The organism is Arthrobacter sp. ISL-48 (genome assembly GCF_018613805.1).
GTDB lineage: Bacteria > Actinomycetota > Actinomycetes > Actinomycetales > Micrococcaceae > Arthrobacter.
This window is the reverse complement of record NZ_JAGGPL010000023.1, coordinates 61068-83429: the sequence shown is the minus strand read 5'-3', so window position 1 is coordinate 83429 and position 22362 is coordinate 61068. Positions and strand designations below refer to the sequence as shown.

The following is a 22362-nucleotide window of genomic DNA, read 5'->3' as shown; positions in this document are numbered from 1 at the left end:
GTGCGGGGCGTCAGTTGGGGCCGAGGCGGAGCATGACCTTGCTGCTGCCGGACGCAGGATCCGCCGAAACCCGCATGGCCTCCGCGGCCTGGTCAATCCCGAACTTGTGGGTAATGACGGGAGATACGTCGAGTCCGGCGGCCATGGCGCTGAGTGCGTCACTGATCTCGTCCACGAAGCGGTAGGAACCGATCCAGGTGATCTCGCGTGTCACCAGGTCCCCCAGCGTCGCAGGAGCCGCAGCACCAGGCAGGTTGCCCACCTGGACCAGGGTTCCGCCGCGGGCAGTGGCCCGGAGGACACCACCCAATACGCCGGGAATGCCGGAGGCTTCGAACACCAGCTCCATGTCTTCCGGAAGGCCGCCGCTTCCGGAGACGTTTAGGACTTCGTCAGCGCCCATGGCCTTGGCAATCCGCAGCGAGGCATCGTTGATGTCCGCCGCGATCACTGTCCTGGCTCCGGCGAACTTGGCTGCTGCGATCACCAAGGAGCCGATGGGTCCGGCACCGTTTACCAAGACGTCCCTGCCGGCGAGGGATCCCACCCTTCCCACTGCGTGCAGGGCGACGGCGAGCGGTTCGGCGAGTGCACCGTGCAGGGTGTCCACACCTTCCGGCAGCGGCCGGATCTGGGCTGCCCTGGCGAGCTTCCGTTCGCTGAACCCGCCGTCGGTATGCGGGTCAAAGGCCGCCGAACCGAAGTACCGGATGTGCGGATAGAGGTTGGTGCGGCCAGCCAGCCGTTCCGGCATGGTGCCGTCCCCCACCAATTGCGCAGGGTGAACCGTGACCGGCTGGCCGACGTCGAGGTTTTGCACACCTGCGCCCAGCTGGGCGATCCGGCCGGCCACTTCGTGGCCGAGAACCAGCGGCGACTTCAGCGCAGCAGTCCCCGAGGCACCGTGGCGCCAGTACGAAAGGTCCGAGCCGCAGATGCCGCCCCATTCGACGTCGAGCACTACCTCGCCGGGGCCGGCAACAGGTTCCGGCCTGTCATCGATGCGCAGGTCGTTGGCTCCGTGGACTACGACGGCTTTCAAACCGCGTCCTCCAGCCGGACCATATCGCGGCCGCGGACCTCAGGTCCGACGGCGGCGGAGACCAACGTAATCAACGAGTAGCCTACGAGCATCGCGGCCAGCGGCCACCAGTGTCCTGTGACGGCCGTGAGCGTCGCAGCCAGCAGGGGTCCGATGGCGGTGGCGAGGATGCCCCCGATTTCCTTTGCCAGGGCGAGCTGTGTGAAGCGGGTGCGGGCTCCGAAGAACTCAGCCATGGTGACGCTCTCCATGGCGAAGAGGCTCAGCACGCCCAGGTTCAGGCCGATCACGATGGCGACGGTGATAACCGTTGTGTTGCCGCTTGTGATCATCATCATCATGGGGATGGCGAAGAGCGCCGTAAGGGCGCTCAGTGCGAGGTACAGCGGCTTCCGGCCGAACCGGTCGCCCAAGAGGCCCATGATCGGGATGGTGATGAAGCCCAACAGAGAGCCGTAAACGATGGCTGTGGTGCCGACACTCTTGTCCACGAGCAGGACAGTCGCGAGGTAGCCGATGAGGAAGGTCTGCACGAGCCCAGAGTTTCCGGCCTGACCGAAACGGAGGCCGAGGGCGATCAGGAAGGACTTGCCCTTGCGCTGGTGCAGGGCCGCCTCGATGGTGCTGGTGCCGGCCTGGACGGCCGCCGCGGCTATGTCCTTCTTGGCCAGGGCGACGCCGTCAACAACATCGGCGCGCTGTTCGAAGACCGGGCTTTCCTTGAGCGAGCGGCGGATCCAAACCGCGAAGATCATCAGCACGAAGCTGGCCAGGAACGGGATGCGCCAGCCCCAGCTGAGCAGCTGGTCCTCAGGGAGGATGCTGACCAGGATGGCCCAGAGCCCGGAAGCCGCGAGGGTGCCGGAGTTCGTGCCGAGACAGACGAGGGAGGAGATCAGGCCGCGGCGGCGGGCCGGTGCGAATTCCGCGAGCATCACGGTGGCTCCGGCGATTTCAGCGCCAGCGCCAAATCCCTGGATCAGGCGCAGCGCCACGAGCAGGATCGGAGCCCAGATGCCGATCATGGCGTACGTGGGAAGGACACCGATGAGGGTCGTTGAGGCGCCCATGAGTGCAATGGTGATGAACAGGACCTTCTTGCGCCCGATCCTGTCACCCATGCGGCCGAAGTAGATAGCGCCCACCAGGCGGGCAACATAGCCCACACCGTACGTCGCCATGGCTGCGATGAGGCCCATCACCGGGCTCACCTCCGGGAAGAAGATCTTGTTGAAGACAATGGCAGCGGCCAGTGAGTACAGCTGGAAGTCCATGAACTCCATGGCGGTCCCGAGCCAGCCGGAAACGGCGACCTTGGCCAGGTCCCGCGTGGTCCGCGACTCCGGCTTAGTGGTGGGTGGTGCGATGCTCTCGGTCATCAGGTGCTCCTTTGCAGGCGATGAAATGAAGGGGAGAGTGGAACGGAAGAGAGTGCCCGGAGTTGTGCTGGAGTGACCGGCGACACCCTGTGGTGTACTACCATACAAGCACTACCATTCTAGTGTGTCAACAGAATAGACTGGGAGCATGGCAACCGACAAACGCGGCAAAGGACAGCAACCACGGCTGTCCGTCCGGGACCAGACGCTCGAAACCCTCCGGCGGCGCATCATCTCACTGCAGCTCCCGCCGGGGGAACCCCTGTCGGAGAACGAGCTCTCGCAGGAACTGGGGGTCAGCCGTACACCGGTCCGGGAGAGCCTGATTCTGCTGCGGGAGGAGGGGCTTGTTCAGGTCTTTCCCCAGATCGGCTCGTTTGTTTCCCTCGTGGATCTGGCCCGGGTATCTGAAGCCCAGTTTGTCCGGGAGGCGATCGAATGCGCTTCCCTCCGTGATGCAGCTGTTGACGACGCCGGCATCGCAGGGCTTCGGGACATCCTCCAAAGTCAGTCGAAGGCTGACTCCAGCGGGGATGTGGAGGAGTTCTTCCGCCTGGACGAGGATTTCCACCGCGAACTTCTCAGGCTGGCGGGGCACGAAGCTGCCTGGGCTGCAGTCAACTCAGCCAAGGCGCACCTGGACCGGGCCCGGCGCATGAGCCTGCTCAACACCAGGCCGATTTCAACGCTGATCCGACAGCACGCTGCCGTAGTGGATGCCCTTGAGGCCAACAACCTGCCGGAGGCCGACAGTTCCCTCCGCCTGCACCTGCGAGGCGTCTTTGATGATGTCAAACGGATCCAGGCCGCGACTCCGGAGCTCTTCTCCGATGGCGGAGTCCGTCGCGCCTCCCGCCGGAGCATCGCCCGCCTCGCCTGACAAGCCGCCACGAAGAGCAAGAGGCCGGGAGGCTAGGCATCAGGCCTTGCCCGCAACCGTCAAGCCACGCTCTCTAGCAATCCGGAGCGGGACTGGACCCCGGCATAGTAGCCGCCCTTGAAGAAGAGCAGCGGTTCGGCGTCCAAGCGGGCACTTAGGGCCCGGACCGCTGCCACAACGATGGTGTGGTCGCCGCCGTCGTACTCCTGGTGAAGTTCGCAGTCCACCCAGGCCAGGGCCCGGTCCAGCACCGGATTGCCAAGGGGTGACGGAGAATGATCCACACCGGCGAACTTGTCAGCTCCTGACCGCGCGAACTGGGCGGCCAAGTGCCGGTGCTCGGCCGGAAGGATATTCACCGTGAAGGTTCCGGCGGCACGAAGCAACGGCCACGTGCTGGAGGTCCGGGCCGGGCTGAAGGTCACCAGCGCCGGATCCAGCGAAAGGGATGAAAAGGACTGGCACGTGAAGCCTGCAGGTCCGCGGTCAGTTGCAGCCGTAATCACCGTCAGCCCGGAGGCAAAATGGCCAAGGACGGTACGTAATCTGTCCGGGGTGACATCGGAGTGTTCCGGCATGGATTCTTCCTTTCGGGGTCTGTCCAACAAACCAACCACTCGGTTATGCCGGTTCTCAACACCCGGTGAAACGCGCCGACGTGCAAGGCAACACGGCTTCACGGCCCGAAGCACGGGGTAACGAAACCCGCCGCCTTCACTCTTTTCGTGACCGTTTCCAGTGGCGGACCTGCACCGAAGGGCCTACGCCTTGGCTGCGATAAAGTCGCGGTCCTCCTTGGACAGAACGATCTGTCCGTGCCCGTCACGCTTGATGGTTCCGCCCGCTGCGATGTTGACCTTCGCCGATACGGTGCGCGGCAGGATCAGGCATCCTGGGTTTTCTGTCAGCCATCTTTGCGTCGTGGCATCGAGCCTGCCCCACAGCTCACTAATGCACATCTAAATCCATGCCGCCTTCCCCCTGGCTTGATATGGATGACCGGACACCCTCCACATCCGGATCAATGCCAAGAATACGCCCGGTCAGCGCGGAACGACAGAGACTCCGGCGATGACGCTGGAGCTGCGGGAAGCCTCGCGAAGACCCACCACGGCCGCGATCGCCCGGGCGATCTTGGACCCTCCCTGGTCAGACGGCTCGATGGAATTGGCGTAGTCCCCATCATCGTTGCAGATCAGACGCAGGTCGATGAGGGAAGCGCCACGGGCGAAGGCTGCACGGGTGATGCAGTCATTGAAAAAAGCCAAGGCCGCCTTGATGAGCCCGTGCTCTGGCACCGAAGCAGGAGTGTCGTAGATCGTACAAACAGCTATGGGCAGCCCGGTAGCGGCAAGCGCTTCCATCATGGCTTCGTAGTCCGCTGCAAACCGATCTTGGGCGCTCCTGAACAGCTGGAGGGTTTCTGCGACGGAGCTGGCAGGAGACGCGAGCAGGTAAGCGAAGCCAAGCGCGTCGTTTCCGCCTGCACTGATAGCCAGATGGGTCGCATCATGCGGCAAGGAACGCAGCTGCCCCAGGACTCCGGAGATGACGTCGCCGTCTATCGCCAAGAGGGTGGCCCTCCAGCCGGGTGGAAGTTCTCCTCGAAGGTGATTGACGACGTCAGGATCGCCGCCGACGTACGCTTTGTTGTCGAAAATGGAGTCACCGAGCAGAACCACATGGCCGGTTGAAGGTACCGGATCTTTTCCACCAATCACCGTCAAAACCCCCTCTTTGTTGCCCTCGGACCGCAGGCCTTGAAAGTGCTCCTGTGGTCAGCAGATATGTCCCCGGAGTGCTCCCTATTTTCTCATTGCTCTGGACAGACTCGGCGCCGGGCCGTACATTCATTAGCAACCCCAGTGACAGCCCTCAGGGGCGGGACCTCTTCCGGCCGAGTGCACGGCCGCAAGAAACGCTGCTGTAGACGCATGGCGGCACATAATGCACATCGCGGAAATGAGCCCGTTATGGCCACCTCGCAGTTTGAGCAATTCCTCAACGAAGCCACCATTCCAGACCCGGACACTGACTGCCCGCTCCAGGCCGATTGCCTTTACGGACTGTACGTCAGCTGGTGCTTTCTTCAGGGCTTCGATCCCAAGCCGGACGAAGCGTTCCGGGCGGCCATGAGGCGGAACGGCATCGACGTCCAGGACAGCCGGCTCCGGATGAACGGGCCCGCAGCAGCGGACTACATCCTGGCCAGCTACCCCTCGGCAGCCTGACATGTCCATCAGCTCTGACGCTTACACCTTCGACGGATCCAGCCAGGACAATGTCCTCGTCTTCGCAGGGCACTACATGCACTGCGGACAACTGATGGAAAAAGGCGGGACAGAACTGCGGCGCTTCCAGGCATCCCGGTCAACAGAAAACGTCCAGGATGAAGCCCTGGACGTATACCTGTCCACCCGCGTCCTCAGATGCGTCTGCGGCTTCCAGATCGAAGTACCGGAATAAGGCTGGTTACTGCTCCCGCTGCCACCTGCGGATCCATAGCATTTCGACGGCGGCATCGAGGAGGTAGATCTTGCTGATCCGTCCCTTGGCCGCGTAGACCACGTCGATGGCGGCGAGTGTGGCTGCTGTTCCTATCCCAAGGCGCCTGGCCATGGCAATGTCCTGGGTATCGTCGCGGCTAAGGAACTGGACAATGCCAATGGTGACCAACAGACCGGAGACTGTGCGGACCAGCCATTTGTCTGTCTTAGGCCCCGTTATAGCTTCAAAGCTGCGCATATGAACCAGCGGCCAGACTCCGCTCACGACGTTAAAGCTGCCTTGAAGCCTGGATACTGGTAGCGACGCCATCGGCACTCCTGGAGGGTCTACTGCTGTTCACGTGACTTGGCGTGATACTACTCCTGGCCAGGGACAGCGAAAAGTGGACGGCTCTGGCCGTTCGCGTGTCAGGCGCGGGCGTGCTCGGCGAGAATGGTGTCGATCTGGCTGACAGCCTCCTTCAGGCCCTCTTGCATGCCCATTTCCACCATCTTTTCCATCTGCTCTTCCGACTCGAAAGAGGAGTTGATGGTCATCCTGGTGCGGCCGCCGAGGTCCTCAAGGGTGACCGTGGCGTGCGTGGTGCCCATGGCCTCGACGGGAGCGCCGGTGTCGTCGGCGAAGCCGTCGTCGAACTCGAGCTGGCTCGGAGCCTGGATGGCGGTGAAGCGCCACCAGCCCCCCGCCTTCTCGCCCTCTGGACCTGTCATGTAGTAGCCGGCCTTGCCGCCGGGCTGGAAGTCGAACTGCTCAAAGGTGGCCGGCCACGTAGGCGGGCCCCACCAGCGCTCCAGCTGCCGCGGGTCTTCCCAGATCTGCCAGACGCGCTCGACGCCGGCGTCAAACTCGGCGATCAAGGTGAAGCTCAATGCCTCGAGATTCTTCATGGAACTGACAACGGTCATTGCGGAACCCTTTCCTATCCTTCAGCCAGAATGTCCGCGATCCGGTCGACGCGCCGCCGCCAGATCGCCTCATACTCGTCGAGCAGGCGCCGGGCTTTCTGCAGGCCTTCATGATTGCCCCGCACGATCTGCTCCCTTCCACGCTTTTCCTTGATCACCAGGGAAGCGCGCTCCAACACCACCACGTGCTTCTGCACCGCGGCGAAACTCATGGCGTAGAGGGCAGCGAGGCCAGACACCGAATACTCAGCCACCGTCACCCGCCGGACAATATCCCGGCGGGTGGCGTCCGCGAACGCCTGGAAGAGCCGGTCGACGTCGGCATCACTCATCTGATCTACAACCATTTGGTTGTAGAATATGTCCGTTGTAGTGGGGTGTCAACGGTCCAGGGTGGAGTCTCTTATCTGGACGGGGCGGAACCCCCCAGCTCCCGGTACTTCGAGGCACGCGCTTTCAGCAGGTCCGCCACGGGCACTCCGGCGATGGTGCTGAGTTCGTATTCAATGGCCCGTGCCATACGGACGCAGAACTCCTTCGGTTCGAGCGAAGCGTCGTCCCGTTCGTCCACGATGTGGTCCACCAGCCCATTGGCATACAGCGCTGCGACGTTCACGCCCTGCGCTTGTGACATCTCCGGAGCAAATTCTGTGGTGCGGTGCACAATCGCACTTGCGCCTTCCGGGGGAAGGGGCGACAGCCAGCTGTGCTGTGCCGCTATGGTCCTGTCCGCGGGGAGCAGCGCCAGGGCTCCGCCACCGGCGCCCTGGCCGAGCAGCACAGAGACCGACGGCGATTCCAGTCCAATCAGTTCGTACAGGGACCTAGCGATCTCCCCGGCCAGGCCGCCTTCCTCGGCCTCCTGCGAGAGTGCAGCGCCGGCTGTGTCGATGACGGTCAGGAGTGGGAGTCGGAGTTCCTCCGCCAGCTTCATCCCACGCCGCGCCTCCCGCAATGAACCCGGCCCCATACCGGCCGCATCCTTCCGCAACGGGCGCGCATGGCCGAGGACCACACAGGACTGCCCGCCGAAGCGTGCAAGTGCCAGCAGGAGCCCAGGATCCTTCTCGCCCTGGCCAGTGCCGCTCAGCGGCAAGGCGTCATCCGCGCCGAACTTGAGGAGCTGGCGCAGGTCCGGCCGCCGCTGCTTTCGGGAAATTCCGATCGAGGTCCACGCATCCACGGGCGACGGCCGGACCCCAAGGCTGGCCGGCGCCGTCTTTCTGGCCGTCGCCCCCTGGCCGGCAGGCGCTGCCGCAAGGATGTTCAGCGCCCGCTCGATGATTTCCGGCAGGGCCGCCGGTTCCACGACGCCGTCGATCAGCCCCTTGTGGAACAGGTTTTCGGCCTCCTGCACATTCTCCGGGAAGGACTCTCCATGCAGCGCCTGGTAAACCCGTGGCCCCAGGAAGCCCAGCAGGGCGCCGGGTTCGGCCACGTTGACGTGTCCCAGGGAGCCCCACGAAGCCATGACTCCCCCGGTAGTGGGATGGCGGAGGTAGACAAGGTAAGGGAAGCCGGCCTGCCGGTGCGCCCGTACCGCACCCGTGATCTTGACCATGGACAGGAATGCGAGCGTCCCTTCCTGCATGCGCGTGCCTCCGGATGCCGGACCAGCGAGCAAGGGAAGACCCTCTGCCGTGGCTCGTTCCACGGCAGCCACGATCTGCTGCGCCGCGGCACGGCCGATTGAGCCGGCGAGGAAGGAAAACTCACTGACGATCACCGCCACCCGGTGACCACGGATCATGCCGGCCCCGGTGATCACCGATTCATCGGTCCCGCTTCGCTCCCGCGCCCTTTCAAGGTCGCGGGCATACTCCTGACTCAGCGGCGGCTCCTGGGCGGGGCCGTTCCAGGACACGAACGACCCTTCATCAATAACGGTGTCCAGCAGTTCGGTGGCGTTCAGGTGCCGGACCTTTTCTGTGGTTGGCACGTCAGTTCGCCCCCACTGCCGCATGGGTCAGAGCCAGCCACTCACGGATGTCCGCCCCGTCCTCGTCCAGCAAGGGCGGCGCGTCGTGCTTGGTCACGGTGGTCTCGGTGGTGTCGCCGGGTGCGAAGAACCTCAGCGGAGGCCCGGGCAGGCTGATGTTTCCGAGCAGCGGGTGTGCAACGTCGATGACCAGCCCCTGCGACGCCACCTGGTCCCACCTGTACACCTCATCCAGCGAGCGCACCTTCCCGCTGGGGATCCCGGCGTCGTTCAGCTTCTTCAACAGCTCCGCCGCACCATAGTCGGCAAAGACGCGTTCGACGGCGGCGATCACCCCGTCGCGGTTCCGCACCCTTTCGGCGTTGCTGGCAAACCCGGGTGCGGAGGGGTCCAGGCCGAAGGCAGCGGCGAAGGATGCCCACAGCTTTTCGCTTCCCACGCTGATCTGTACGCTCCCGTCCCGGCAGGAGAACAGCCCGTAGGGCGCGATGGACGGGTGATGGTTTCCCTGCGCCTGTGGCACTTCCCCGGCCATTGTGGTCCGGGTCCCCTGAAAGGCATGGACGCCGATCAGCGATGCCAGCAGGGATGTGCGCACAATCTGTCCGCGGCCGGTTCTGTCCCGTTCGACCAGCGCTGCCAGCACGCCGAACGCTCCGTTCATACCGGAGAGGAGGTCAGCGATGGGGACGCCCACGCGCTGGGGGTCGTCCGGTCCGGAGCCTGTAAGTGACATGAGGCCAGCCTCGCCCTGGAGGATTTGGTCGTAGCCTCTGCGCCGGGATTCGGGGCCGTCGTGGCCGAACCCCGTGATGGAGAGGATCACCAGCCGTGGATTGATCTCGTGCATGACCTTGGTTGAAAACCCAAGGCGGTCCATGACACCGGGACGGAAATTCTCGATCACCACATCCGCACGGCCCAGCAAACCGCGCAGCACTGCCTGACCGTCACCGCTCTTCAGATCCAGGCTGATGGACTCCTTGTTGCGGTTGCAGGACATGAAGTAGGTGGACTGCGGGGCATCATCATGGCCAACAAAGGGCGGTCCCCAGCCGCGGGTGTCATCGCCGGTACCCGGGTTCTCCACCTTGATCACCCGGGCACCCAGATCGGCGAGCATCATGGCGGCATGCGGGCCGGCCAGGGCGCGGCTCAGGTCCACCACCAGGTGCCGGGACAGGGGGCCACTGTTGCGGCTGTGGTCGGTTCTGCTCATTGCCTTGGGCTCCTTCGGTTGTGTGCTGGCAGGGACGATGGCGGGCTGCGGTTCGGTCCGGTTAGGCGGTTCCTGGCCCTGGATTCCCGGAGCTACAGCCATCCGGGCACCACCAGGGCCAGCCAGGCCAGGACCGGTCCGGCAATTATCACGACGCCGCTGTAGCCGAGGATCTGTTTGTAGAACTTGTCCTTGTCCACGTCTTCAGGGGCGTTGGCCAGGACCAGTGCCCCGTTGGTGGAGAACGGTGAGACGTCCACGATGGTGGCTGAAACGGCAAGGGCACAGATAACCCCGACTGCGCCGATCTCTCCGGTGGAGAGGAAGGGCACAGCCAGCGGAATCAGGGCTGCGAGGATGGCGGTGGAGGAAGCGAAGGCGGATACCACGGCCCCGATGTAGCAGATGAGGAGGGCCGCCAGCAGGGGCATGCCCATTCCGGCCACGCCGTTGGAGACGAACTCGATGGTCCCGGCTTCCTCCAGCACGCCAACGAAGGTCAACATGCCACAGATGAGGAGCACAGTGGACCAGCTGATCTTATTGATCGCGCCTTTCTGGGCCTTGGGCGAGACCAGTGCGAGTACGAGGGCGATGGTGATGGACACAAATCCGACGTCCACCTTGAATCCGAGGGCAATGACGGCCAGCGCAATCAGTCCGGCAATGGTCACAAGCTGCGGCAGCCTCTCGGAACGATCCTTGGTTGCGGCCGCGCCGTCGCCTGCGGGGTCCCGCGGCCCGTACATTCCGGAACCGAATCCCTTGAAAGGAACGTCGGAGCCCGACCTGGCGCCGACGCTGACCGCCATCCTGGCTTCCGCGGCTAGCTCCACGAAGTGGCCGACGCGGGAGGACAGGAGTTCCCGGCCGCCGAGGACAATGAACAGAATCAGGGCTATGACGAAGTTGAACACCAGGCTGGACAGGAAAAGGGCCGTGGGGCTGAAGTCCAGGCCCGTTTTGGCAAGGATGCCGTTCACTGTCACTCCATAGACCGCGATTGGCGAAAAGCCCCCGGCCTGCGCACCGTGGATCACCATCATGCCCATCAGCAACGGGCTGATCTTGTACTTTCCCGCAAAGCTGAGCGCAATCGGGGCAATGATGGCTACGGCGGCGGGAGACAGGGCGCCAACGGACGTGATGACCGCCGTGATGGCAAACATGACCCACGGAATCAGGGCTACCCTGCTGCCCACCATCTTGACTGCACCGCGGACCAGCAGGTCAATGGTGCCGTTGTTCTGGGCGATGGCGAACAGATAGGTCACGCCAACGATGGTGAGGAACAGGCCGCCGGGAAAGTTGGCCAGGATGTCGTTGGTGGACATCCCCAGGACCAGGCTGCCGAGCAGGAAAGCCCCGACAAAGGCGAGGGCGCCCATATTCAAGGGCAGGACTGTGGCGAGCAGGAACATCGCCGCCAGGATGATGATGGACAAGACAGGAGCGGACATCTTTGGTCCTCCAATAAAGACAGAAAGTGTGATGTGAGTAACTGGCTCACTGGACTAGCCTCCTAGACACCTAGTCTATCTGTCAATACGCCTGCAGTGTATTCTTGGAAAACCGACGACGTAGTGAGGCTTTTGTGGAGAAGACAGCGCGGCTTGGACTGGAGCGGCTTACCCGGCCGCGGCTTTACGAGCAGCTCGTGGAGCAGATCCTCGCCTATATCGAGTCGGCCCAGCTCGTCCCGGGGGATCTTCTGCCCGCTGAACGGGATCTGGCTGAGCGGCTGGGGGTCTCCCGCGCAACGCTTGCCCAGGCCCTCGTTGCCCTCGAGGTCCTTGGCGTGATTGATGTGCAGCACGGAACGGGCGCCGTCCTGGCACGGCGCCCCAGCGTGGCCTCGGTGATCAAGGGACTGCGAGAGCACCAGAGCAGGCTGCCTGAAATCGTGGAGGCGCGCAGCACCCTTGAGGTGAAGCTGGCAGCCCTGGCCGCTGAGCGGCGCACCCAAGAGGACCTGAAGGCGATCGACGACGCTCTTCAGGTCATGGCCGATGAAATCAGCAAAGGTGACCGCGGAACCCACGGTGACGAACTGTTCCACCAGGCCATCACCGGAGCGGCCCATTCGTCAGTGCTGGCACAACTGATGGCATTCATTGCCGAGATGATCCTGGAAACCCGGATGGAGTCACTCGGCCAGCCCGGACGCCCCGAACAGTCGCTGGCCTCACATCACAAAATCGCGGACGCCATCCGCGCCCAGGACCCGGCCGGCGCCGCTGACGCAATGCTCGCCCACATCGACATGGTGTCGGACGTGGAGCTGCTCCGCTGAGCTTCCTGTGCTTTTGGCGGCGCTAGGTCCTTAACGGACGACGGCGAGACTCACCAGGGTGCCGCCGCCTTCGGCCAGCAGTCCAACGGCGTTTCCGGGCTGATCAGGAAAGATGAGATCGGTGATGGTCGCCAGGCCGTCCTGCGCGAAGACTTCCACGGAGCACCGGTCCAGGAAGATCCGCAGCCTGAGCCGGCCGTCTTCCAAGGGCACGGCAACGCGTTCCACCGACGGGAATGTCTCATGGAACCCCACGTTGCCGGACTGCGTCCGGTCCAGGCTGAGCTCGCCGGAAATGCATTCATATGCCAGCACTGTCCGAAGTCCGGCGGGATCTTCGTGGCCGGATGCGCCGCCGGGTGCACCGCCAGCTTCGCTGCCTGCCCGGAGCACGAGCCCTACCGTGGCGGCAGCGCCGGGTTCGAATTCCGCGTCGATCCGGAGCACATCACCGGAGGCGTCGGCCGGAAGCCAGGCCACGCCTTCCGCCAGCGGCTGCCTATCCAAGGTGAACGGCGCCGTACTCTGGCCACCCTGCTGCCCGAGCGGATCCATCGCTTCCTGGACCAGCACGGGCCGCCCGCCGCGGGAGATGAGCCTGACTTCACGGGCAAGCGACATGGCGCTCCGCCAGCCGTCCGAGGGTGTGGAGCCGGCGTACTGCCAGTTGCTCATCCAGCCGATCATGAGCCGGCGCCCGTCCGGGACATTACTGAAGGACACCGCGGCGTAGTAGTCCCTGCCCCAGTCGAGCCACCTGTAGTCAGTCATCCGGCTGTTATCGGGCTGCATGCCTTCGGTGACGGTGGTTTCGGAGCGGAACGTCACGCCGTCGAACGTTCCGATGAAGTACTGGGAGCCGGAGCCGCCGGCGATGCCGCCGGGACTGAGGCTTACCACCATGACCCACCGCGTGTCGGAGGCGTCGCCGTCGAGCGGCAATTCAAAGAGGTCCGGGCACTCCCACAATCCTTCCGTGGCGTTCGCCGGGCCGAAGGTGCTCAGGTATTCCCAGGACTTGAGGTCCTCTGACCTGTAGAGAACCACTTCGCGGTTCAGCGCCTCGACTGCGACCATCACCCAGTAGCAGCCGGCGTCGCCCTCATGCCAGAAAACTTTGGGATCACGGAAGTCCGAGGAGGCCCGGTCAAGAACAGGGTTCCCGGCGTACTTGGTCCAGGTGTCGCCGTCGTCCGTGCTGTAGGCGAGGGACTGGGCCTGCCGCCCGGCGAGGGGTGACTCAGGCGAATACGCGCTGGTGTAGATGGCCACCAGCGGAGGCACTCCACCGATGCCGAACCCGCTGGTGTTATGGTGATCCACCACCGCAGAGCCGGAAAAGATGCTCTCCTGCTCATCGCACAGGATAGCCACGGGCCCCTCCTCCCACTGCAGCAGGTTCTCCGAGGTTGCGTGCCCCCAGGACATGTTGCCCCAGTCATTGCCGTGCGGGTTGTGCTGATAGAAGAGGTGATAGGTGCCGTTGGAGTAGACCAGGCCGTTGGGATCGTTGAGCCAATTGCGCTCCGCGGAGTAGTGCCATTCTGGCCGGTAGGGGACGTCGAGTCCGGTGATGCTTTTCATGAGGATATGTTGTGCGCTTTCGCGTGAGGGGGCCGGTCAGCCCTTGACGCCGCTGGAGGCGATGCTGTTGATGAAGGAACGCTGGAACGCGATGAACAGGACCACTACCGGAACGGTGATGAGGGACGCGTATGCCATCACTTCGCCCCAGGAGACGTTGAGCTGGAAGAAGTATTGGATGCCGATCATCACCGGGCGGAGCTCCTCGGACTGGACCACCATGAGCGGCCAGAGGTACGAGTTCCATGCGGGCAGGAAGGTCAGGATGGCAACAGTGGCGGTGGCGGGTCCGGCCAGGGGCATGACCACCTGGCGGTAGATCTTGAACCAGCCGGCGCCGTCAATCCTTGCCGCCTCGTCCAGTTCCTTGGGGATGGACTCGAAGTACTGGTGGTAGAGGTAGATGGAGAACGCATTGGCGATGAAGGGGATGATCTGGACCTGGTAGGTGTCCAGCCAGCCCTTCGAGATCTCCAGGCTGAACCCGTTGAGCTCAAAGTACGGCAACTGGTTCACCCACCACACCAGCGGCAGCGCCAGGGTCTGGAAGGGCACGATCAGGGTCGCGAGGATTGCAGTGAACACCACGCGTTTGCCCCGCACCTGCATGCGCGACAGCGCGAACGCGCAGAGGCTGTTGATGAAGATGCCGAGCACCACGGTGACCGCGGAGATCCCAATGGAGTTGACCAGGAAGCGGGCGGCCGGGACCCTGTCGAATACGGCTGCGTAGTTGTCGAACGAGATGTTTCCGATCGGCAGGAAAGCCGCCACGGAGGACATGTCGCCGAAGATCTGCTGGTCCGGTTTCAGCGAGGAAATCAGCATGAAGAGGATGGGGAAGGCTGCGACGGCGGCGAACAGGATCCGTATGGCCATGGTCCCCAGGCTGTTGAGTTGAAGTGCGTTTTTCACGTCAGTCCTTCTCTCTGGTCAGGTAGCGCTGCACTGCGGAGATCAGCAGCACGAGGACGAAGAATACGAGCGAGATGGCCGAGGCGTAGGAGGTTTCCTGTTGCTTGAAGCCGGAGCGCACCGCTTCGTAGATGATGGTGGTAGTGGAATCGAGGGGCCCGCCCTGGGTCATGACGCTGACTTGGTCGAAGAGCCCGAGCGCCTGGATGGTGATGGTCACCAGGATCAGGGTGCGGGTGTGCTTGAGGCCCGGCCAGGTGACGTAGCGGAACTGGTGCCAGCGGCTGGCCCCGTCCAGCTGGGCTGCCTCGTACAGTTCGCCCGAGATGCTCTGCAGGCCCGCGAGCCAAATGATCATGTGGAAGCCGGCGGCCTGCCAGATGGACAGCGCAATGATGGCCGGCATGGCCGTGGCGGGATCGTTGAGCCAGTCGGGGCCATGGATAAGGCCGAAGCTGGCGTTGGACAGCAGCTCATTGATCAGTCCGTCCTTGCGGTACATGAACATCCACAGCAGCGATACGACCACCATGGACGTCACGACAGGCAGGAAGTAGACAGTCCGGAAGAAATTCACGCCGCGGAACTTCTTGTTGATGAGCAGGGCCATTGCCAGGGCGAGGGCGGACTGGACGGGGACCACCACAACGGCGAAGTAGCTGACGTTCAGCAGTGCGCGCCAGAACGTGGGATCGGTGAAGAGCCGGGCGAAGTTGTCGACGCCGACAAACTCCACCGGCCGCGGGGAAATAAGGCGGGCGTTGGTAAAGGCCAGGCCAAAGCCCAGAATGGCCGGGAGGAAGACGAACGCCAGGAGAAGCAATGCGGCGGGGGCGATCATTCCCCAGCCGCTGATCTGTTCGCGCAGGTAGCGCGGACGCCGGCGATGCGGATTGAGGGGCGGCCGGACCGGGGCGGAAGCGGTCGAACGGCGGCGGGGTGAGGGAAGCTGGGTGGTTGTCATGGGATTCTCCGTTGACAGTCAGGGCCGGCTGGTACGACGACGGCGGCGGTTGAGCACCGCCGTCGCCGTACCGTTCGGCAGCTGGCTAGCTCTTGTAGCCGCCGTTGGACTTGATGTTGGCATCAATCGCCTTTACGGCCTTGTCCAGAGCCGTCTTGGGGTCCGCGCCGGCCAGGATGTCCTGGACAGCCTTGCCGTATTCGGTGGCGATGAAAGGGTAGGCGGGGGTCTCGGGCCGCATCACGGCGTAGTTGCGGGAGAAATCCATGAAGACCCGGTTGGCGCCACCCTTCGCATAAGCGGGGATCAGGGCTGCGGCGTCATCGGTGGCGGGAATAGTTCCGGTGGCCGTGGCGACTGCGGCGAGGTTTTCGGGCTTGAGTGAGAAGGAGAGGTAGTCCATGGCCGCGTCGGCGTTCTTGCAGCCGCTCGTGACACCCCACTGCCAGGAGGCGCCGCCGATCTTGGGTCCGGTGCCGAGGTCCACCGTCGGCATGACCACGAGGTCATCTCCGAAGGCGGCCTTGGCCTTGTCGGCTGCCCACGAACCCGTGTACAGCACAGCGCTCTTGTTGTTAAGGAAGTCCTGGGTGGAGTCCTTGCCGCTCTTCGTGGCCATGAAGCCCTGGTCGGCGAGCCCGTGGAACCACTTCGCCCACTCGATGGCCTTGTCGCCGTTCAGGGCGCCGTCGGCCGACTGGAAGCCGTCCCGGTTGATGAGGTCACCGCCGAAGGACTGAAGGAACGGCGAGTAGCCGTAAGGCAGCCACTCGCCCGTCCCCGCGGTGCCCATGTCCAGCGGGTAGTCCCACTTGCCAAGGGCCTTGAGCTTGGTCAGGGCGTCCTGGAACTCGTCTTTGGTCCAGGGCTGTTCGATGGTGGCTACCCGGACGCCGGCAGCCTTGAGGTCCGAGGCGCGTGCCATCATGGCGAGGGCCACGTCGTAGTAGCCAACGGCGTAGGTCTGGTCTTCCCATTTGGCCACCGTGCTGGGGAGGTTCTTGGAGAGATCGGTTGAGAGATTCAACGGCGTCAGATACTTGGCCCACGCCCAGTTGGGAACGTTGGGTCCGTCGATGTCCACGATGCATGGCAGGTTGCCGGATGCCGCAGCCGAGACCACGGAATCGTTGTAGGACTCTTGCGGGAAAGCCTGGACCTTGATTTGCGCCTTGGCGCTGCTGCTCTTGTTGTAGGAGTCGACGATGTCTTGGATCGCCTTGAGCTCAGCAGGATTGCCCGCGTTGTGGGTCCACATGGTGATCTCTTTGGAGCTTTCGGACGAGGCCGAGGAGCTGCCTTTTGAGCAGGCCCCCATAGTGCCGAGGAGGGCCGCCGCAGCTACACTGGTGGCCAGGATCCGGGTGAATCGTTTGTTCATGATGGTCAATCTTTCTGCTGATTTTATGCGTGGATGATAGCCCCGGATCTGTGGGGGCGCGGCCGGTGCAACGGCTGCGTCCCTTTTGATGTGGTCACCGGGCTGGGGACTGTCTTAGGGATGGTGCTTTGGTGCTTGGTGCGGTTGATCGGCTAGCTTGGCGGCGGGCCCAGCGACGCCCGCTCAATGAGGGGGCAGTCAAGTTGGACCTGGACCGCGGGCAATCCCGGATTTTCGATGTCCTCCAGGATTCGGTTGACTGCCCAACGGCCCATCTCGTAGTGGGGAAGGGCCACCGTAGTGAGTCCGGGCCATAGGGCGTCTGCGATGATTTCCAGGTTGTCGATTCCCACAATGGAGACGTCCTCAGGAATGCGGAGCCCCAGCGCCGTAGCCGCCTGGTAGGCGCCCATGGCAACCCTGTCGTTGAAGCAGAACAGGGCAGTGGGACGGCCGGGCTGGCCCAGAAGCTTCAGTGCAGCCTCACGGCCTCCCTGGGTGTGGGCCGTTCCAATGACATAGTGGCCGGGGTTGTCCTCCAGCCCGTGGCGCCGAAGAGCGTTATGGAAACCCTCCCGCCGGCCGTGCGTAGCGGGAATGTCGTCCTCGTTGTTGATCATCCCAATGCGGGTGTGGCCCGCAGTGATAATGGCCTCAACAGCTGTTTCTGCTGCGCCAATCTCGTCCGGGGTAACGGAAGAAATGAACTTATCATCAGCGGCGGCATCCAAAAGTACTGTGGGGAGTCCCGCCAGCTGGGTGGGGACCTGGGCGTTTTGGTGGTACATCCTGGCGTAGACAACACCATCCACCTGGTGCTGCTGAAGCATGCTGATTTCACGGTTTTCCAGCTCGCTGTCCATGCCCGAGTTGACCACCATCACCACGTAACCACGTTCATAGGCGGCATCCTGCGCACCGCGGATCATGGCTCCCGCAAAGGGTGTGGTGGTGATTTCATCACTTACCAGGCCTAGGATTTGGGACCGCTGGTTCCGCAGTCCGCTCGCCAGCCTGTTAGGGGCGTACCCAAGGTCCTTGGCCACTTCCCGGATATGTTCCTGCGTTGCAGCCTTGACCCGGAAACTCGTGGCCTCGTTAAGTGCGTGGGAAACCGTCGTCACGGAGACCCCGGCGGCCTTCGCCACCTCGCGTATTCCCACTCTTGTCGTCATCGACTTCCCTTTGCAAAACGTTTTGTATTCGGTGTGAGCCACCATACACAAAACGTTTTACACTTGTCAACGGCAAGATTCCCGGCGTCAAACTCCATCCTCTCGCCCCACGCGACACCGGCGCGGCAGGCAAACCAGACACACCATGTGCTGATAGGTCAGGAAAACGTTTGCCTGTGGATCAGGAAAACGATTGCCTGGAAGGGAAATCGCGGCTAAGCTTGCCAAAAATCGGTTGCTCCGCGCCTACCCCTGCGGTGCGACCGGCCGCGAAACCTTTTCGATAGGCGAGCCGCATCAAACCGCTGGCGGACGAGGTCAAGTACTCAATCCAAGGCTCTAATCAGAACAGCACCCATAAGAAACAGGAACCACAAATCGATCCAGGAGGACCGATGAGAAATGCTTCAATGATGAGGCGATGGGCCCGATTGCTCGGGCTTGCCGCAGCCGTTGCCCTTGTGGCCCCGGCAGGAAGCTTCCCCCTGCCGGGTAGCGCTGCTCCCGCGGTGGCCGACACGGGCCAGGACGTGACAATCACCGAAAGCGTGGACGCGAGCGGCTTCGTCCATCCCGGCATCGGCGTGACAGCCGCGAGCCTGCGCAACGCCCGCGCCATGGTCAAGGCCGGCACCGAGCCGTGGAAGAGCTACTACGCCGCGATGGCGGAGACCCCGTTCGCCGCGAAGGACTTCCGCTCCTCCAACGCCGGCAGTGTCCTCGACCAGCCGGGCACCACGGCGTTCAACTCCCAGGGCGTTCAAAGCAAGCTCATCCGGGACGCCTTCGGAGCCTATACGCAGGCAGTTCTCTACGTCATCACAGGCGACCCCGTGTACCGGGAAAACGGAATGCGACTCATCCGCACCTGGAGCAACATTGACCCGGCGAAGTACGCCTACTACCCGGATGCGCACATCCACTCGGGGGTCCCGCTCTATCGGCTCGTGGCAGCGGCTGAGATCTTCCGCGCCACGAGCGTGCCCAGCGGCTATGCGGCCTATGACCTGGGCTGGAACGACCAGGACACCACAAAGCTGAGCGCCAACCTGATTGCGCCGATGACGGAAACGTTCCTGCACACCAACTGGCGCTATCTGAACCAGCACGACTATCCGCTCACGGGCGCGATCGCCGGGTACATCTTCACCGGGAACCGTGACCGGTACAACGAGGCGGTGGAGTGGTACACCGTCAACGCGTCCACCTCCCGGCCGGAGCAGAACGGTTCGATGGCGGCCCTCTTCCCCCTAATCTCCAAGGATGACCCGCTCAATACGTATGGCTACTCCTTCGTCCAGCACCAGGAGATGGGCCGCGACCAGGCCCACGCGTGGGACGGCGTCAACATCCAGGGCGCACTGGCCCGCTTCCTGACAGTCCAGGGCACCAAGATTGATCCCTCTGCCGGGACTGCTTCCACGGCTCCGGACGCAGTCTCACCCTACAAGTTCCTGGGTGACCGCCTCCTCAAGGGCGCGAATGCCTTCACGGGTTACATGCTCGGCTACGAGACGCCTTGGATCGACACCACGGGCGGCCCGGGCTCACTCTCTGAAGCCTACCGAGGACGCTTGTACAACCCGATCGACGAGCTCTACAACGTCTACAAATACGATCTTGGCGTGGACGTCGACAAGGAGGCGCCCTACGTCGCCGAACTGCACGCCAAGGCCGACGGACCGAAGTTCTACTGGGGCACTGGCCTCTCCAACTCCTGGGACAGCAACCCGGACTACAGCCCCGAGTACTGGCTCTCTCTTCCGGCCCAGGTCGCGGGCCAGACGAGGCCCGTGGCGACTGATCCGAAAGTCCAGCTGGAAACCCGCAGTTCGGCCATGGACACGCACTCGAAAGTCATGACCGAGGATGATCGGACCTTCGTGAGGGTCGACGCGTCCAAGAAGGGCAACACCATCGCCGTGCGGACCCTTATGTACCCCAGCCGCAGCGGCTACAGCCCGGTCGGCGTCCAGTTCCGAACGAACGGGCCCGCTACCCTCGCGATCGGACAGGACCCGGCCACCCGGCTTGAGGTTCCGCTGCCGGACACCCACAACGAGTGGCGGTATGTCACCTACGACGTCGACGCCGACAAGCTGGCCGGCAAGGACCTGGGCGGTGAAAACCTTGCCTACTTCACCGTCCTCGGCACCGGTAGCGTCAGGGCAGACTTTGACTACGTCAACCTCGAGGCCAAGACCCAGTTGACGCCACCGCAGTTCCCTGCCGACGTGACCACCCCGATTATCGCTATTGCCGGGGCGGCCGTGACACGTTCACTCGCCGCCACGGACGCCCCGGGCGAGGTGCTGAAATACAACGGCGTCGGGCTGCCCGCGGGCGCAAGCCTCGACTCCGCGACTGCCGAGCTTAAGTGGAAGCCATCTGCTGGCGATGTCGGTACGGCCACCTTCCAGGTCGTAGCCGACGACGGCACCACCGTCTCGACGCGTCCCGTTACAGTGGTCGTGGCCGCTGACCGGCAGGCAGCCTACGACGCCGCACTGAAAGGCTTCGATCCGAACGCGGTGTATGAGTCGCCGTCGTTCTCGGCCTTCGACGCGGTCAGGACTGAAGCCACGTCGGCCATGCAGACGGCCGACGACGCCGGCTACCTTGCTCAGCTTGTACGCCTCCAGGGAGCGGTTGCCGGGCTCAGGCTCCTGACACCGCACCTGGCAGACGACGGTTCGATCGACTACCGCGGGCTGGTCACGACGAACCCGACCAGCGTCCAGCCACGGAACCTCGTGGATGGCGACTTCAACACGACGACGGGAGACTTGCGGGCACCATTCACACTGGACTTTGGCCAGGGCTTCCAGGTCTCCGCGGACTCGTTCGGCCTCCAGGCGAGGTTCAACTTCGCGAACCGTTCCCAGGGCGCCAATGTTTACGGCTCCCGTGACGGACGGACGTGGACGCTCCTGACTGAACGGGAGACCACCAACACGACTGCCAGCGGTTTTGCGATGGAGACCATCCCGGTACGAGCCGAGGTGGCCGGGCAGACGTTCCGCTACCTGAAAGTCCAGGTGGACCACCCCGGCGTGCCAACGGACCCCGCCTACCCCGGCATCTCGTCCTTCAGCGAGTTCCGGATCCACGGCGAGCGGCACGAGGTGGCCAATGCCATCTCGTCGCTGTCCATCTCGACGTCCAACGCGAACAAGGGCCTGGCCACGAACGGGGACACGGTAACATTCGACGCCGTGGCCACCGAACCGCTGTCCACGCTGAATGTCGTCGTCGAAGGTGCGCCCGCCACGGCCACCTCTACCGACGGGATCCATTGGAAGGCCAGCGCGGTGCTACCGAGTAACGTCGAGTACGGCCGGGACGTCCAGTTCACGGTGGACTACCGGACGGTTTCGGGGAAATTGGGCACCACGCTCACAGCCACCACGGATGGTAGCCGCCTTGCCCTCTGGAATACCGCCATCCAGCGGACGCCCATCGTTCAGGGCTGGGTGAACGCCTCCACGCCGGCATGGCCGGGGACCGGCACAACGCAGGCCAACGGATGGCGGATGTTCGACCAGAACTTCGCCACGGCCCCGGACACGACGACGGCCAACGGCTGGGTCACGGTGAAGCCTACCGACGGCACGCGGATCATCGCAGACATGGTGCGGGTCTACCCGCGTTCGGATCAGATCGCCCGCGGCAACGGCACTGTCATCCTAGGCTCCAACGACGGTGGAGCAACGTGGCAGACCTTTATGACCGTCACGGGCATGTCGGCCGCCAACTGGTACACGTTCACGCTTCCGCAGCGGGCCGACTTCGGCCAGGTCCGGGTGCTCGATGAGCACGGCGGCCACGTGAACATCGCGGAGGTGGAGTTCCTGCACCGGGCCTCCTAAGTCTCCAGTACGAAAAGTCCAGAGGACGACGCCGGGATCACCCGCCGTCGTCCTCTGACGTTTCGCGGTCACTCAAGACAAGGTCAGGACGGGTCCCGAGGTAGTGAACGCCGGGGTTCACCAATAGGGAACAGTGGCGGAAGTCCTAGCCCAGAGATCAATCCAGAATTTCTTTTCGACATATTTGACTCTGCGCGACTCCTTATGCAACGCGCGTAAATCCCGAGAAGCGCAAACGGTTGCGCTTGTGGTCCTTGACGCCCAGAACGGAAAGTAAAGAGGCTTGAAGCCCCTTCAGAAGCATGCTTA

Annotated in this window: 21 protein-coding genes; 5 read left to right on the top strand and 16 right to left on the bottom strand. The window is 63.4% G+C overall.

The annotated features are described in order from the left end of the window. Positions 1 to 10: 10 nt before the first annotated feature. Both J7E83_RS19250 and J7E83_RS19245 read right to left on the bottom strand, forming a co-directional pair. Positions 11 to 1042, bottom strand: coding sequence for an L-idonate 5-dehydrogenase (locus tag J7E83_RS19250; protein ID WP_214965391.1), 1032 nt, complete (start codon positions 1040 to 1042; stop codon positions 11 to 13). Further along, positions 1039 to 2421: an MFS transporter gene (locus tag J7E83_RS19245; protein WP_214965390.1), complete on the bottom strand. Its 1383-nt coding sequence runs from the start codon at positions 2419 to 2421 to the stop codon at positions 1039 to 1041. Before J7E83_RS19245 ends, J7E83_RS19250 begins: the two co-directional genes overlap by 4 nt. Positions 2422 to 2569: 148 nt before the next feature. Between J7E83_RS19245 and J7E83_RS19240 the strand changes: the two genes are divergently transcribed. Next, complete coding sequence (locus J7E83_RS19240; RefSeq protein WP_214965388.1) at positions 2570 to 3301, top strand: GntR family transcriptional regulator; 732 nt, start codon at positions 2570 to 2572, stop codon at positions 3299 to 3301. Positions 3302 to 3360: 59 nt separating this feature from the next. Here J7E83_RS19240 and J7E83_RS19235 read toward each other — a convergent pair whose 3' ends face one another. The 3 genes from J7E83_RS19235 to J7E83_RS19225 all read right to left on the bottom strand — a co-directional run bounded on the left by J7E83_RS19235 (position 3361) and on the right by J7E83_RS19225 (position 5022). Further along, entirely contained in the window at positions 3361 to 3879 is a 519-nt protein-coding gene (locus J7E83_RS19235) for a flavin reductase family protein (protein ID WP_214965386.1), read from the bottom strand. A 183-nt stretch (positions 3880 to 4062) separates the two neighbouring features. Next, positions 4063 to 4260 carry a hypothetical protein gene (locus tag J7E83_RS19230; protein ID WP_214965384.1) on the bottom strand — a complete coding sequence of 66 codons (198 nt, stop codon included), beginning with the start codon at positions 4258 to 4260 and terminating at the stop codon, positions 4063 to 4065. An 84-nt stretch (positions 4261 to 4344) separates the two neighbouring features. Beyond that, positions 4345 to 5022: a GDSL-type esterase/lipase family protein gene (locus tag J7E83_RS19225; protein WP_214965420.1), complete on the bottom strand. Its 678-nt coding sequence runs from the start codon at positions 5020 to 5022 to the stop codon at positions 4345 to 4347. Between the two features lie 252 nt (positions 5023 to 5274). Between J7E83_RS19225 and J7E83_RS19220 the strand changes: the two genes are divergently transcribed. Further along, entirely contained in the window at positions 5275 to 5532 is a 258-nt protein-coding gene (locus J7E83_RS19220) for a hypothetical protein (protein ID WP_214965383.1), read from the top strand. Position 5533: 1 nt separating this feature from the next. Further along, the gene (locus tag J7E83_RS19215) at positions 5534 to 5767 is read left to right on the top strand and encodes a hypothetical protein (protein WP_214965381.1); all 234 of its coding nucleotides are present in this window, start codon (positions 5534 to 5536) and stop codon (positions 5765 to 5767) included. A gap of 6 nt (positions 5768 to 5773) precedes the next feature. Here J7E83_RS19215 and J7E83_RS19210 read toward each other — a convergent pair whose 3' ends face one another. The 6 genes from J7E83_RS19210 to J7E83_RS19185 all read right to left on the bottom strand — a co-directional run bounded on the left by J7E83_RS19210 (position 5774) and on the right by J7E83_RS19185 (position 11332). After that, positions 5774 to 6118 carry a hypothetical protein gene (locus J7E83_RS19210; RefSeq protein WP_214965380.1) on the bottom strand — a complete coding sequence of 115 codons (345 nt, stop codon included), beginning with the start codon at positions 6116 to 6118 and terminating at the stop codon, positions 5774 to 5776. Positions 6119 to 6216: 98 nt separating this feature from the next. Continuing rightward, the gene (locus J7E83_RS19205; RefSeq protein ID WP_214965378.1) at positions 6217 to 6714 is read right to left on the bottom strand and encodes an SRPBCC domain-containing protein; all 498 of its coding nucleotides are present in this window, start codon (positions 6712 to 6714) and stop codon (positions 6217 to 6219) included. A 14-nt stretch (positions 6715 to 6728) separates the two neighbouring features. After that, positions 6729 to 7061: a winged helix-turn-helix domain-containing protein gene (locus tag J7E83_RS19200; RefSeq protein ID WP_214965376.1), complete on the bottom strand. Its 333-nt coding sequence runs from the start codon at positions 7059 to 7061 to the stop codon at positions 6729 to 6731. Positions 7062 to 7117: 56 nt separating this feature from the next. Further along, positions 7118 to 8653 (bottom strand): carboxyl transferase domain-containing protein, encoded by a 1536-nt coding sequence (locus tag J7E83_RS19195; protein ID WP_214965374.1) that lies wholly within the window; start codon positions 8651 to 8653, stop codon positions 7118 to 7120. Between the two features lies 1 nt (position 8654). After that, the gene (locus J7E83_RS19190) at positions 8655 to 9872 is read right to left on the bottom strand and encodes a CaiB/BaiF CoA-transferase family protein (protein ID WP_214965372.1); all 1218 of its coding nucleotides are present in this window, start codon (positions 9870 to 9872) and stop codon (positions 8655 to 8657) included. 92 nt (positions 9873 to 9964) lie between these two features. Next, entirely contained in the window at positions 9965 to 11332 is a 1368-nt protein-coding gene (locus J7E83_RS19185) for an SLC13 family permease (RefSeq protein WP_214965370.1), read from the bottom strand. A gap of 134 nt (positions 11333 to 11466) precedes the next feature. On the opposite strand from J7E83_RS19185, the gene J7E83_RS19180 reads away from it, so the two are divergent. Beyond that, positions 11467 to 12165 carry a FadR/GntR family transcriptional regulator gene (locus tag J7E83_RS19180; protein WP_214965368.1) on the top strand — a complete coding sequence of 233 codons (699 nt, stop codon included), beginning with the start codon at positions 11467 to 11469 and terminating at the stop codon, positions 12163 to 12165. 30 nt (positions 12166 to 12195) lie between these two features. Here J7E83_RS19180 and J7E83_RS19175 read toward each other — a convergent pair whose 3' ends face one another. The 5 genes from J7E83_RS19175 to J7E83_RS19155 all read right to left on the bottom strand — a co-directional run bounded on the left by J7E83_RS19175 (position 12196) and on the right by J7E83_RS19155 (position 18184). Then, complete coding sequence (locus J7E83_RS19175; RefSeq protein WP_214965367.1) at positions 12196 to 13749, bottom strand: glycoside hydrolase family 32 protein; 1554 nt, start codon at positions 13747 to 13749, stop codon at positions 12196 to 12198. 36 nt (positions 13750 to 13785) lie between these two features. Continuing rightward, the gene (locus tag J7E83_RS19170; protein ID WP_214965365.1) at positions 13786 to 14664 is read right to left on the bottom strand and encodes a carbohydrate ABC transporter permease; all 879 of its coding nucleotides are present in this window, start codon (positions 14662 to 14664) and stop codon (positions 13786 to 13788) included. A gap of 1 nt (position 14665) precedes the next feature. Continuing rightward, positions 14666 to 15628 (bottom strand): carbohydrate ABC transporter permease, encoded by a 963-nt coding sequence (locus J7E83_RS19165; RefSeq protein ID WP_214965359.1) that lies wholly within the window; start codon positions 15626 to 15628, stop codon positions 14666 to 14668. A gap of 85 nt (positions 15629 to 15713) precedes the next feature. Continuing rightward, positions 15714 to 17009, bottom strand: coding sequence for a sugar ABC transporter substrate-binding protein (locus J7E83_RS19160; RefSeq protein ID WP_214965358.1), 1296 nt, complete (start codon positions 17007 to 17009; stop codon positions 15714 to 15716). Between the two features lie 152 nt (positions 17010 to 17161). Next, positions 17162 to 18184 carry a LacI family DNA-binding transcriptional regulator gene (locus J7E83_RS19155; RefSeq protein WP_251044146.1) on the bottom strand — a complete coding sequence of 341 codons (1023 nt, stop codon included), beginning with the start codon at positions 18182 to 18184 and terminating at the stop codon, positions 17162 to 17164. Positions 18185 to 18579: 395 nt separating this feature from the next. On the opposite strand from J7E83_RS19155, the gene J7E83_RS19150 reads away from it, so the two are divergent. Next, on the top strand, positions 18580 to 22053 hold the full coding sequence (locus tag J7E83_RS19150) for a putative Ig domain-containing protein (protein WP_214965356.1): 3474 nt from the start codon (positions 18580 to 18582) through the stop codon (positions 22051 to 22053). The last annotated feature ends 309 nt before the right edge of the window (positions 22054 to 22362 follow it).

What these genes read in the sequence shown, in the direction of transcription:
- J7E83_RS19175 (WP_214965367.1), bottom strand. Translation starts at nt 13,749, where the DNA reads ATGAAAAGCATCACCGGACTCGACGTCCCCTACCGGCCAGAATGGCAC.
- J7E83_RS19215 (WP_214965381.1), top strand. Translation starts at nt 5,534, where the DNA reads ATGTCCATCAGCTCTGACGCTTACACCTTCGACGGATCCAGCCAGGAC.
- J7E83_RS19210 (WP_214965380.1), bottom strand. Translation starts at nt 6,118, where the DNA reads ATGGCGTCGCTACCAGTATCCAGGCTTCAAGGCAGCTTTAACGTCGTG.
- J7E83_RS19205 (WP_214965378.1), bottom strand. Translation starts at nt 6,714, where the DNA reads ATGACCGTTGTCAGTTCCATGAAGAATCTCGAGGCATTGAGCTTCACC.
- J7E83_RS19160 (WP_214965358.1), bottom strand. Translation starts at nt 17,009, where the DNA reads ATGAACAAACGATTCACCCGGATCCTGGCCACCAGTGTAGCTGCGGCG.
- J7E83_RS19165 (WP_214965359.1), bottom strand. Translation starts at nt 15,628, where the DNA reads ATGACAACCACCCAGCTTCCCTCACCCCGCCGCCGTTCGACCGCTTCC.
- J7E83_RS19185 (WP_214965370.1), bottom strand. Translation starts at nt 11,332, where the DNA reads ATGTCCGCTCCTGTCTTGTCCATCATCATCCTGGCGGCGATGTTCCTG.
- J7E83_RS19150 (WP_214965356.1), top strand. Translation starts at nt 18,580, where the DNA reads ATGAGAAATGCTTCAATGATGAGGCGATGGGCCCGATTGCTCGGGCTT.
- J7E83_RS19200 (WP_214965376.1), bottom strand. Translation starts at nt 7,061, where the DNA reads ATGGTTGTAGATCAGATGAGTGATGCCGACGTCGACCGGCTCTTCCAG.
- J7E83_RS19240 (WP_214965388.1), top strand. Translation starts at nt 2,570, where the DNA reads ATGGCAACCGACAAACGCGGCAAAGGACAGCAACCACGGCTGTCCGTC.
- J7E83_RS19245 (WP_214965390.1), bottom strand. Translation starts at nt 2,421, where the DNA reads ATGACCGAGAGCATCGCACCACCCACCACTAAGCCGGAGTCGCGGACC.
- J7E83_RS19230 (WP_214965384.1), bottom strand. Translation starts at nt 4,260, where the DNA reads ATGTGCATTAGTGAGCTGTGGGGCAGGCTCGATGCCACGACGCAAAGA.
- J7E83_RS19190 (WP_214965372.1), bottom strand. Translation starts at nt 9,872, where the DNA reads ATGAGCAGAACCGACCACAGCCGCAACAGTGGCCCCCTGTCCCGGCAC.
- J7E83_RS19235 (WP_214965386.1), bottom strand. Translation starts at nt 3,879, where the DNA reads ATGCCGGAACACTCCGATGTCACCCCGGACAGATTACGTACCGTCCTT.
- J7E83_RS19155 (WP_251044146.1), bottom strand. Translation starts at nt 18,184, where the DNA reads ATGACGACAAGAGTGGGAATACGCGAGGTGGCGAAGGCCGCCGGGGTC.
- J7E83_RS19220 (WP_214965383.1), top strand. Translation starts at nt 5,275, where the DNA reads ATGGCCACCTCGCAGTTTGAGCAATTCCTCAACGAAGCCACCATTCCA.